Raw genomic sequence first — 11,521 nt, forward strand, 5'->3', positions numbered from 1 at the left:
TACTGCTGCCTCCCGTAGGAGTCTGGGCCGTGTCTCAGTCCCAGTGTGGCCGATCACCCTCTCAGGTCGGCTACGCATCGTCGCCTTGGTGAGCCGTTACCTCACCAACTAGCTAATGCGCCGCGGGCCCATCTGTAAGTGTCAGCCGAAACCGACTTTCAACATTCCCTCATGAGAGGGAATGAATTATCCGGTATTAGCACCGGTTTCCCGGTGTTATCCCAGTCTTACAGGCAGGTTGCCCACGTGTTACTCACCCGTCCGCCGCTAACCAACAGGAGCAAGCTCCTATTGATTCGCTCGACTTGCATGTATTAGGCACGCCGCCAGCGTTCGTCCTGAGCCAGGATCAAACTCTCCAAGAAAGTTGATTAGCTCATTTTGTTACGTTGGCTTCATTTCATAAGAAATGAATATTATTGTTTGTTGACGTTTTTGTTTGTTTAGTTTTCAAAGAACAATTCATCGTCACTTTCAAGCGACTTTATTAATTTAACATATCTTAACTTCTGTTGTCAACACTTTTTTTCAAAAAAGCATTGAACCGTCACTTACGAATTTTTTAATGAATGTTCGCAGCGACGGTTATTAATATATCAAGTATTTCTATAAAGGTCAATACCTTTTTTCATCTTTTTGAAGAAATTATGCAATACGATAACATCGATGAAACACACCATGTCCTTTGGTCTCTACATTTACTACCTCTATAAGATGTTTTTCTATTAAGTATTCAATAAGTACAGCAAGATCCACAGAGTAAGGAATCAATTCATTATCAGTCATAATTTCATTAAATAACCACTTTTCCTTTCTCCCTAACACTTCTAATAAATGAGCCGCACCAATAACTGTTCTAGAATGAATCATAAACTCACTTGCTAGAAACAAAAGCTCCAATCTCTTTTCTAATGTTTCTTCACTATTCACTAGTTCTACATATAATTTATAAATTTCCGGCTCAATTTGTTTTACTTGTTGCCAAACCGTAAGTTCAGGATGTAGACCATTTTCTATTATAGCTAATCGGGCTAGATGATGTAGAGAATGAACAACATGGTTATAAGCATCTAGAAATTGACCACTCTCAAATAACGCTTTACCATCTACATACCGACGAATTAATTTAGCAAATTCCAATCCCATTTTGATTTTTCGTCCATTAAACGGAAAATCTCGAAGCTCAGTTTTTAAGTTTATGACGAATTCATTACGATCAAATAGAATTTTTGCTTCATGGAGCCATTCAAATATTTTTCTATTTGTTCCTAATAAGAGCCATTCCTGTAGTTGGGATTCTGTTACGATATGCAAAGCAGCCTTTTTCCCATCATCATAAGTATAATGTTTAATAAATAATGGCTGATCTGCTTCTTTTACAACTATCAACAATATGACATCAAATGTATCAGTAATATGACCCGATTTATGTTTTTTTTCAACCAACAAAACTCCAAGTGTATTGGATTGACTCGCCCTCTCTTGATAAATAGGCCGAAGGATGTCTTCCATTCATCATTCCTCCATTTTATTTAGGTAGCATTATATTTTCGACAGTGGCACTTAATTTCCTTCTTTTACATAAGACAATTTTCGACATTCTTTGTATTTTTTCTTCGAAAATAAATATGGTATAGTTTGTCTAGGAGGGAGAAACATGGCAAAATATTCGAGTAAAATCAATAAAATCCGCACCTTTGCGTTATCCTTAATCTTCATTGGATTTATTGTTATGTATGTCGGGATTTATTTTCGTACATCACCAGTTATTATGACCATCTTTATGCTCTTAGGTCTCATTTTTATTATCGCAAGTACAATTGTTTATTTCTGGATTGGTATGCTTTCCACGAAAACTATTCAAGTTATGTGTCCAAACTGCGGAAAACCTACTAAAATGCTTGGGCGGGTAGATATGTGCATGTATTGTCGTGAACCATTAACATTAGATCCTAACCTCGAGGGAAAACAATTCAATGAAGATTATAATCATCATAAGTAAAGTAAATAAAAAGAGGATGACCCAAGCCTATGGTTTAATAACCATAAAGCTAAAGTCATCCTCTTTTTTCGTTATCATCAATGTACTTCCTTACTAGCACACTCAGGACAAGAACCATAAATCTCCATACGGTGATTTTGAACTTTAAAACCAGTTACATGCGAAGCTAGATGCTCGACTTCATCTAGACCAGGATAATGAAAATCAACGATTTTTCCACAGTTTTCACAAATAACATGGTAATGATGTGAGGTTACAAAATCAAAACGAGCGGATGCGTCCCCATAGGTTAATTCCTTAACAAGTCCAACTTCACGAAATACTCTTAGATTATTGTAAACTGTTGCCACACTCATATTAGGGAATTTTCCTTCAAGCGCTTTATAAATTTCATCTGCAGTAGGATGTGACATCGAGTTTATTAAATATTCAAGTATCGCATGACGTTGCGGAGTAATTCGCACACCTGTTTCTTTCAAGGTATCCAACGCTTCTTTTAAATGATTCATCGTCATGCACCTTCTTCCTAAAAAATATTATTAGATTATAATTGTTATAATTAATTTTACTAGGTCTTTTGTACTTTTGTCAACATTGTAATCTAATAATTACTATTTGTTACTAACTATTACCATGTAATGTTTGTTCTTTTTGTCCTAATTTATTATTTACATATCTTGCTGAAACAAACAAGAGATCTGAAAGTCGGTTTAAATAGGCTAGGACAAGCGGATTTACATCATCACCTAATGAAACAGCACATCGTTCAGCTCGGCGTACGATGGTTCTTGCTAAATGGAAGGCAGCACCTGCAGGATGCCCTCCTGGCAGAATAAAATTGGTTAGTCCCGGCAGTAATGAATCCCATTCATCAATCTGTTTTTCTAATTGTTCAATATCGGAAGGAGTAAGTTTCCACTTTACTTCTTTACCTTTTGGTGTAGCTAATTCGGCACCAACGTGAAAAAGGTTTGTTTGTATTTTATGATATTCATTTTCAATTATTGCTTTCCCTTGAAAATTTTCATTTTTCAAGTAACTTAAAGCAAGACCAATCGCAGAGTTTGCTTCATCGCAAGTTCCGTATGCCTCAACTTTCATGTCATCTTTCGCTACTCTTTGTCCATATATCAAAGAAGTCGTCCCTTTATCACCAGTTTTTGTATAGATTTTCACTTGAATCCCCCTCCATACCAGTATTAACAAAGCACTATTTTCTTCATCTTACACTTATATTTATATTTCGAAAAGTTGTAATCATAATATTGTTTTTCACATAAAAAAAGGGTCGCTATGGACCCAAAAAATTTATCTGAGGAGGTATGCCCTAATAGAATGATATTCAATTTAACGTTTCTTGCATTGGACAAATGCCTTTACTTGATAAAATAGGCTGAAAAAAGTATGTAATATCCACCCTTGAAAAGACATTTAGAATAGACGACTTTCTCCTGCATTAAAGTGCTCCAGACTAGGAATAATAAACGTATTTAGGATTGGAGGAGGAAATAAAAATCATGACTGAAAGCGCCTTATCCATATTCGCTCTTGGCGGTATAAATGAAATCGGCAAAAATATGTATGTTGTCCAGTATGAAGAAGATATTTTTATTATTGACTGCGGTGGGAAGTTCCCTGATGAAAGCTTACTAGGAATAGATTTAATCATCCCTGATATTACTTATCTAGAGGACAATCGGGACAAAATCAAAGCGATGATTGTGACACATGGTCATGAAGACCATATTGGCGGCATTCCCTACTTTTTAAGAAAATTAAATGTACCGATTTATGCTACACAATTTACATTAGGGCTAATCGAATTAAAAATTGATGAGCACAGACTAAAAGGAGACTCCAAGCTTATCACAATAGACTCTAATTCAAAGTTGGATTTTGGTCACGTACAGATAACCTTCTTTAAAGTAAGTCACAGTATTCCTGACTGTCTTGGAATTGTCTTTCATACTCCTGAAGGAAATGTAGTCCATACAGGTGATTTTAAATTTGATTTAACACCTGCTAATAACCAATATTCAGATATACATAAAATGGCGGAAATTGGACAACAAGGAGTTCTAGTTTTAGTATCAGAAAGCACCAATGCTGAGCGGAAAGGACTAACGCCTTCCGAGCAAATGGTCGGTGCTCATATGGATGAAGCCTTTATTAAGGCTAGAGGGAAAATTTTCATTTCTACCTTCGCATCAAATGTTAATCGGGTTCAACAGGTAGTTGAGTCCGCTATAAGGACAAATCGGAAGTTAGCATTACTCGGTCGCAGTATGGTCAATGTGGTCAATGTAGCTATCGAAAGAGGGTATTTAAATATTCCTGAAGGTATGTTAATCGAAGCAGCTGATGTTGATAAAATGCCTACTGATAAGGTAGCCATTCTCTGTACTGGAAGTCAAGGCGAACCAATGGCTGCTCTATCACGATTAGCAAGTGGAAACTACCGTGATGTCGCTATTTATCCAGGAGATACTGTAATTCTAGCCGCATCTCCAATCCCTGGAAATGAAAAGGATGTTTCGCGGATTATCGACAATTTATTTCAACTAGGAGCTAAAGTTATTTACGGTTCTGGGAGTACAACAGGCATGCATGTTTCCGGCCACGGCTATCAGGAAGACCTAAAACTCATGCTGACATTAATGAAACCCACTTATTTTATTCCTATCCATGGTGAACATCGCATGCTTCACCATCACCGAATGTTAGCGGAATCAGTTGGCGTAGAAAAAGGGCATACATTTATCATTAAAAATGGAGACGTCGTGGATGTACGGCATGGTGAAGCTCGCCAGACCCGATCCATTCCTGCTGGGGATACATATGTAGATGGAATCGGTGTTGGCGATGTTGGAGACATTGTATTACGTGACAGAAAACAACTTTCTGAAGATGGAATGCTTGTCGTTGTAATTACTATTAGTAAAGGAGATAGAAAGATTATTTCGGGGCCTGATACCATTACGCGAGGGTTTGTTTATGCAAGAGACTCTGATGAACTGTTAAAAGAGGTAAATCGACTGGTCAAAAAGACTGTTAATGACATGCAGGCAGATAATATCCGTCAATGGAATGTAATTAAGCAAAGTATTAAAAAATCAGTCGGACAATACTTATTTAATCAAACAAAACGAAAACCAATGATCCTCCCTATTATTATTGAAATATAATTGTAATCAATCAAAAAGGATGAACACATAATACATGTATTCATCCTCTTTAATGTGTTTAATTATTTAAATCATATAATCCTGGACTATGTTCATTTGGCATTTCTGGAAGTACCGGAACTGGATATCCTTCTGGTGGTGGAATAACTTGAAGTGTGCCATCATTTCTACTCGGAGATTGTCCCTGAAAGATTTGTCCAATAAGGGTTTCATCCAATCTAAAATTAAATTGGGCATTATGGAAGCCCATTTCAACGTATTTACGACATTCTGGATACTTATTGATATCGTAATTCGGAACAGGAAAAAGTTTTCCCCAATTGACTCCTAATGTTTCTAACGCCTTTGCAAAAGCATTTTGGTGCGCGTTATCTCTGACAATCAAGAACGCTAATGTTTCTCTAAAGGTCTTATTAGAACTCATCTCATAAATACGTGACTTTTGCAGGACACCTGTTGATTCCAGCACTAGATTGTCCAATAAATCGCTAACTAAGTTTCCGTGACTGTAAACATAGCTTCCAGTCCAAGGATTACCTCCCGCATCCACTGGAAGCGAGCTTTGTGCTCCCATAATAAAGTGATGAGGATTAGAGTGTTCTTTAACGGCTTCCTCAAGTGGAGCACCCATGCTTCCTCCAGCCCCAACCGCTTCTTCACCTGATCCATTTAAGAGTTGATTGATTGTTGTTTGAACAAGTTCAACATGACTAATTTCCTCTAAAAAAAACTCCTCGAATTAAATCACGATATTGCTTTTGGTTTCCGCGGAAGTTAGAGCTTTGGAAAAAGAATTGCATCATCGTCCGCATTTCCCCGAATCTTCCGCCCAAAGCTTCTTGAAGTACCTTGGCCGCTGCTGGATCCGGTTTATCAGGGACAATCATGTTAATTAAATCTTCCTTATAGAAATACAAAACAAAACCCCCAAACTGTTGATTACAATACCTATTTAGCATTTCCAAACTGTTCTCTCTTAACCAAAACAATTTGAATAAAGCTAGGAATATTCACGCAATTATGGGGACTAACATTAGACTAAATTCTCTTTTACATACTGTAAGGCTTGTTCCACATGTCCTTGCACTTTCACCTTACGCCACTCTTTGGCTAACGTACCTTCTTTATCAATAACAAACGTTGATCTTTCAATTCCCATATACTCTTTTCCAAAATTCTTCTTTAGTTTCCAAACTTCATACAATTCAGCTGCCTTATGTTCGTCATCAACTAGAAGTAAAAACGGCAGGCTATATTTTTCAATGAATTTTTCATGCTTGTCTTGAGGATCTGGGCTGATTCCAACGATTACACAATCTAACTCTGTAAAGCTTTGATGGAGATCGCGAAAATCACATGCTTGTGTGGTGCACCCTGGGGTCATATCTTTTGGATAGAAGTACAATACCACATTTTTCCCTCTAAAATCTGTTAACCTAACATTTTCGCCATTCGTTGCTTTTAATTCAAAATCAGGTGCAAGATTTCCTACTTCTACTGTCATTTTACCTCTTCCTTTGCTTAGTTAATGATTAGTTATCTTCTTAGCGTAACCAATCTGACTTGATAACACAACTAAACAATATCAAAGGGACTACTTTTCCTTATTCAGCACTACTCTAGCTACAAAAGCAGCCGGCAGTGTATAGCCAATTAAGGCCTCAATAACAGCAACCATCCGTCCTAATCCTTGTGGCAAAACATCACCATTTCCAACTGAAAAAAGCGTCATGGCGCTAAAATAAAAGCTTGTTTCGAAAATATTTTTATGAGGATAATTTATTTCACGCAGCAAAGGCATACCGATTAGATTAAACAAAATGTAAATTAATCCAAAACCGATGATGATTGTTAGATAGACAGCTCCTAAATATAAGAAATTCTCAACCGAGACAAATTTCCCCTTAAGCGTATTCGGAATGAATAATGTTCGCAAGCTCATAAAAATACAAAATATGACGATTGGCAGTAAAAAATAGAACAAAGAACCACCCCTAGAAATGCTACTTACTCTATTTCTATGCGGGCTTGGACATTAAAATATCAAAAAACCGGGGAGCTGCCCGGTCACACTTAAAATATTCATAAAGGTAATTAATTCCCAGCTCCTCGATATTTTTTTACACCTTGATTCCAAAGCATAATCGAGAGAATAAAGAATACAACACCAATAACAGGTGTTAAAAAAGAATACCAGTACCATTCTTGTTTTTCTAAAAAGAAAGCTGCTGGGTACACACCTACAAAAGCAAATGGTAAAATCCATGTTAAAACAAATCGAATTAATTGATTATAGATATTAACTGGATACCTTCCATAATTGCTGATATTATACATCATCGGCATTAGCGACGTCCTGGCATCGGCCCAAAAGCTTATGCAAGCCAGCATTATAAAGACACCGCCATAAACCAGTGCCCCTCCTAAGACAAAAAGAATAAACAAAAACGGATCATACCAATCAACGTCTAAATGGAGCCTGCTGCCGGCATAAAACATAACAGCAATTCCAGTTATTGCTCCTAAGAGGGATTCAAGTTCAATTCTTTCTAGGACAATTTGGAATAGACTATGTATAGGCCTTGTCAAAATTCGGTCCAGTTCACCCTTAACGATATAGCGTTCATTAAAATCCCAAATATTAAAAAAGGTTGAAAAAACCGCAAATGGGACTAAGAAAAAACCATAGATAAATATAATTTCTTCCTTATTCCATCCATGCAATAAATGGGTATGTCCAAATACAACTAATATAAATACAAGATTAATGGCTTGGGAAAGCAAATCCGAGAAAAACTCCACAAAAAGATCAGCCCTGTATTGAAATCTTGTTTTTAAATATTGAGAGATATATTGAAAAAACATGGAAAAATAAAACACAGATTACCCTCCTTGAATAATCAACTGTTTTTTCGCTATATGCCAAAGCAGTTGTATCGGTAAAATTAAGACGAAAACCCAAATGAATTGTTGACCGATGGCTGCCAGTGCCTGATCGTGTGAAAATCCTTTGGTAAAAATCATACTTGGGATATAACTGATCCCTTGAAAAGGCAAAAACCCCATTATGGTTTGAGCCCAACCTGGAAAGAAACTAATTGGCAGTAGAAGTCCGGAAAACAAATCGATGACCACTCGCTTTGCACGAATCAATCCGGCATTATTATATAAGAAGAAGGTCGTTATTCCAGTTAACAAATTTAGCTCTGTATTAATGAAAAAACTTAATAAAATGGAAATGGCAAATAAGCCCCAAACACCTAAATCCCAAGTAAACTGTATCGGGAAAACAAAGTAAACAATGATTAGCCCTGGAGTTGAAAAGAAAAATAGTCTGAAAATCCCTTCCCCCAAACCCTGCATCGTTTTCATTCCCAGATAATTGTATGGTCTGATTAATTCAACTGCTACTTTTCCGTCCATTATTTCTTGAGCCATCTCACGGTCAATATTATTAAAATAAAAAGCCCTTGCCATCCAAGAAACAGCTACATAGGTTGTCATCTGAACGACAGAAAGTCCTTGGATTTGTTCTTTTCCTCCATAAATGGCAGTCCAAAGAAAATAGTACGCACCTATATTAATACTATAGATGAGAATCCCGGTATAATAATCAGTACGGTATGCAAGCATCATTAGAAATCGGATTCTAATCATTTCTATATATTTATCCAACTTCCACAGCACCCTTTTCATAAATATTTCGAATGATTTCTTCTGTCGAAGTCTCGTTTATTTTTACATCTTTAATTTTAAACGCAGCAACAATTTCTGCAATCACCTGTGAAATTAATTCATCACGGTCCTCTACTGTCGCTGTAAAAGTGTGTTCTTTTTCATCCATATTCCACACCACAGGCAGTCCGTTAGTAATTTTTCGTACAGCTGGAATATCAACTGTTTCAAGGAATTGGAACTGTAATTCTTTTTGATCGGCCCATTTTTCTCTCAGTTCCCTTAATCCCCCATCATAAATGACTTTGCCTTCATCTAACATGATAACTCGCTCACATAATGCTTCAATATCTGAAAGATCATGGGTAGTCAAAAGTATAGTCGTGTTGTATTTCTCGTTTATTTCCTTTAAAAATTCACGAATTTTCAACTTTACTAAAACATCTAAACCAATGGTCGGTTCATCTAAAAAAAGAAGTGGTGGGTTATGAATTAAGGCAGCAGCTAGTTCACATCGCATTCTTTGACCAAGTGATAGCTTGCGAACGGGCTTGTCTAAGAGTGGTTCAATATCTAATGTTCTTATCACATGGTTCATGTGCTGGTCATACTGCTCATCCGAAACTTTATAGACTTTTTTCAACAATCGGAATGATTCCTGCACCGCAATATCCCACCATAATTGGGAACGCTGTCCAAAAACCACTCCAATAGTCTGTACAAATTCTTCTCTTTCCTTATGTGGATTCATCCCATTTACCATGATTTCACCAGATGTCGGTGTTAAAATCCCCGTTAGCATTTTAATGGTTGTCGATTTACCAGCACCGTTTTCACCAATATAGCCAACCATTTCTCCTTGCTTAACTGAAAAATTAATATCATTAACCGCAGGGACTACTTTATAATTGCGCGTAAACAAATCCCGGAACGCACCTTTTAAACCGGTACGGCTGGAGTAGGCTTTAAACTCTTTTCGTAAATTATTAACTAAAATTGCATGATCCATTATTATTATTCCTCCTGAAGAATTGCCCTAATGAAATAGTTTAGCCAAATCCTTTTGATAAAACAACTATCCATTATTTCAACAAATTTTCTAAAAATATAAAACAGATAGAAGTCAACAAAAAAAGTGCTAAAATAAGAAGATACATAAATAAGGAGGAACTATTGTGCGATTTACCAATTCTGAAAGATTACATAATGAAGCATTAGAACATATCGTTGGCGGAGTCAACAGCCCTTCAAGGTCTTATAAGGCAGTTGGCGGCGGTGCTCCAGTCGTAATGGAACGTGGTCTTGGTGCTTATTTTTGGGATGTTGACGGCAATCAGTATATTGACTATCTGGCAGCATATGGTCCAATCATTACTGGTCATGCTCACCCACATATAACGGAAGCGATTAAACGCGCTGCGGAAACAGGGATCCTTTATGGAACGCCAACCCCTCATGAAATCAAATTTGCAAAAATGTTAAAGGAAGCCATTCCTTCTTTAGATAAAGTTCGTTTTGTTAATTCGGGAACAGAGGCAGTCATGTCCACTATTCGTGTTGCACGTGCCCATACAGGACGTGATAAAATTATTAAATTTGCAGGCTGCTATCATGGTCATTCAGACCTTGTGCTTGTTGCAGCAGGTTCAGGCCCATCCACATTAGGAACTCCAGATTCTGCTGGAGTTCCAAAAAGTATTGCCCAAGAAGTCATTACAGTTCCTTTCAATGACATTGAACCCTTCAAACAAGCATTAGAAAAATGGGGAGACCAAATTGCTGCTGTATTAGTTGAACCAATCGTCGGAAACTTCGGTATTGTTGAACCAAAACCAGGCTTCTTACAACAAGTCAATGACCTGACCCATGAAGCTGGTGCATTGGTTATTTATGATGAAGTCATTACAGCCTTCCGTTTTATGTATGGCGGTGCACAAGATTTACTAGGAGTGCAACCTGATTTAACCGCACTCGGAAAAATTATTGGCGGTGGTCTTCCAATTGGAGCCTATGGCGGACGTAAAGAAATTATGGATAAAGTTGCCCCGCTTGGAGCAGCCTATCAAGCTGGAACGATGGCTGGGAATCCGGCTTCCATCCTTTCAGGAATTGCCTGCCTAGAAGTACTAAAGCAAGATGGAGTATATGATTATTTAGATCGTTTAGGAGCAATGCTTGAAGATGGAATCTTAGAAGCCGCTAAGGAAAATGGTATTGAAATAACAATTAACCGTTTGAAAGGGGCCCTTACCGTTTATTTTACAAATGAAAAGATTGAAAACTATGAGCAGGCAGAAAACACCGATGGGCAAATGTTCGCTAAATTTTTCAAACTGATGCTTCATCAAGGAATTAATCTTGCTCCTTCAAAATATGAAGCATGGTTCTTAACCATTGCACATACAGAAGAGGATATTGAAGCCACATTACACGCAGTAAGGAATGCATTTTCTTCACTCAAGAACGAATAATTATACATTTTTTCATGCACAAAAGGGAGAGTTAATTACTCCCTTTTTCTAATTTAAATACACCTGAAAACGGTTACATCAACCTGTTTCTTCCTAGATTTGCATATTTTTCAGCGCGCTTTTTTATCCAAATTTTTGCATATTTATTTGATTTCTGAAAATTCTTGTGATAATATTAGGGTATTATT

General features: G+C 37.0%; 11 protein-coding genes, 1 rRNA gene and 1 pseudogene. 3 read left to right on the top strand and 10 right to left on the bottom strand.

Annotated features, from left to right (window positions below; all coding sequences use genetic code 11):
• Together JOC76_RS00005 and JOC76_RS00010 are read right to left on the bottom strand one after the other, a co-directional pair.
• Positions 1-365 (bottom strand): 16S ribosomal RNA (locus JOC76_RS00005); the annotation flags it as partial.
• Positions 366-645: 280 nt separating this feature from the next.
• The gene (locus JOC76_RS00010; protein ID WP_205175079.1) at positions 646-1,512 is read right to left on the bottom strand and encodes a nucleotidyltransferase-like protein; all 867 of its coding nucleotides are present in this window, start codon (positions 1,510-1,512) and stop codon (positions 646-648) included.
• Positions 1,513-1,657: 145 nt separating this feature from the next.
• Between JOC76_RS00010 and JOC76_RS00015 the strand changes: the two genes are divergently transcribed.
• Positions 1,658-2,002, top strand: coding sequence for a YgzB family protein (locus JOC76_RS00015; protein WP_205175081.1), 345 nt, complete (start codon positions 1,658-1,660; stop codon positions 2,000-2,002).
• Between the two features lie 77 nt (positions 2,003-2,079).
• Here JOC76_RS00015 and perR read toward each other — a convergent pair whose 3' ends face one another.
• Positions 2,080-2,517 (bottom strand): peroxide-responsive transcriptional repressor PerR, encoded by a 438-nt coding sequence (gene perR, locus JOC76_RS00020; RefSeq protein ID WP_205175084.1) that lies wholly within the window; start codon positions 2,515-2,517, stop codon positions 2,080-2,082.
• 106 nt (positions 2,518-2,623) lie between these two features.
• Positions 2,624-3,178, bottom strand: coding sequence for a cob(I)yrinic acid a,c-diamide adenosyltransferase (locus JOC76_RS00025; RefSeq protein WP_205175086.1), 555 nt, complete (start codon positions 3,176-3,178; stop codon positions 2,624-2,626).
• Between the two features lie 341 nt (positions 3,179-3,519).
• Here JOC76_RS00025 and JOC76_RS00030 point away from each other — a divergent pair, with 341 nt between their 5' ends.
• Positions 3,520-5,187, top strand: a complete 1,668-nt coding sequence (locus JOC76_RS00030; protein ID WP_205175088.1) for a ribonuclease J — start codon at positions 3,520-3,522, stop codon at positions 5,185-5,187.
• Positions 5,188-5,245: 58 nt separating this feature from the next.
• Here the strand turns inward: JOC76_RS00030 and JOC76_RS00035 are convergent.
• From JOC76_RS00035 to JOC76_RS00060, 6 genes and pseudogenes are all read right to left on the bottom strand, one after another.
• A pseudogene (locus JOC76_RS00035) lies at positions 5,246-6,104 on the bottom strand (manganese catalase family protein).
• A gap of 116 nt (positions 6,105-6,220) precedes the next feature.
• Entirely contained in the window at positions 6,221-6,691 is a 471-nt protein-coding gene (gene bcp / locus JOC76_RS00040; protein WP_205175089.1) for a thioredoxin-dependent thiol peroxidase, read from the bottom strand.
• 90 nt (positions 6,692-6,781) lie between these two features.
• Positions 6,782-7,171, bottom strand: coding sequence for an ion channel (locus JOC76_RS00045; protein ID WP_239557448.1), 390 nt, complete (start codon positions 7,169-7,171; stop codon positions 6,782-6,784).
• 110 nt (positions 7,172-7,281) lie between these two features.
• Positions 7,282-8,067 (bottom strand): ABC transporter permease, encoded by a 786-nt coding sequence (locus JOC76_RS00050; protein WP_205175090.1) that lies wholly within the window; start codon positions 8,065-8,067, stop codon positions 7,282-7,284.
• 3 nt (positions 8,068-8,070) lie between these two features.
• Positions 8,071-8,862: an ABC transporter permease gene (locus JOC76_RS00055; RefSeq protein WP_205175091.1), complete on the bottom strand. Its 792-nt coding sequence runs from the start codon at positions 8,860-8,862 to the stop codon at positions 8,071-8,073.
• A complete protein-coding gene (locus tag JOC76_RS00060; RefSeq protein WP_205175092.1) occupies positions 8,855-9,871 on the bottom strand; it encodes an ABC transporter ATP-binding protein in 1,017 nt (338 codons plus the stop codon). The genes JOC76_RS00055 and JOC76_RS00060 overlap by 8 nt, the downstream gene beginning before the upstream one ends.
• A 166-nt stretch (positions 9,872-10,037) precedes the next feature.
• Between JOC76_RS00060 and JOC76_RS00065 the strand changes: the two genes are divergently transcribed.
• Complete coding sequence (locus JOC76_RS00065) at positions 10,038-11,333, top strand: glutamate-1-semialdehyde 2,1-aminomutase (protein ID WP_205175093.1); 1,296 nt, start codon at positions 10,038-10,040, stop codon at positions 11,331-11,333.
• Positions 11,334-11,521 lie beyond the last annotated feature (188 nt).

Source organism: Neobacillus cucumis (assembly GCF_016908975.1).
Taxonomy (GTDB): Bacteria; Bacillota; Bacilli; order Bacillales; family Cytobacillaceae; genus Neobacillus; species Neobacillus cucumis.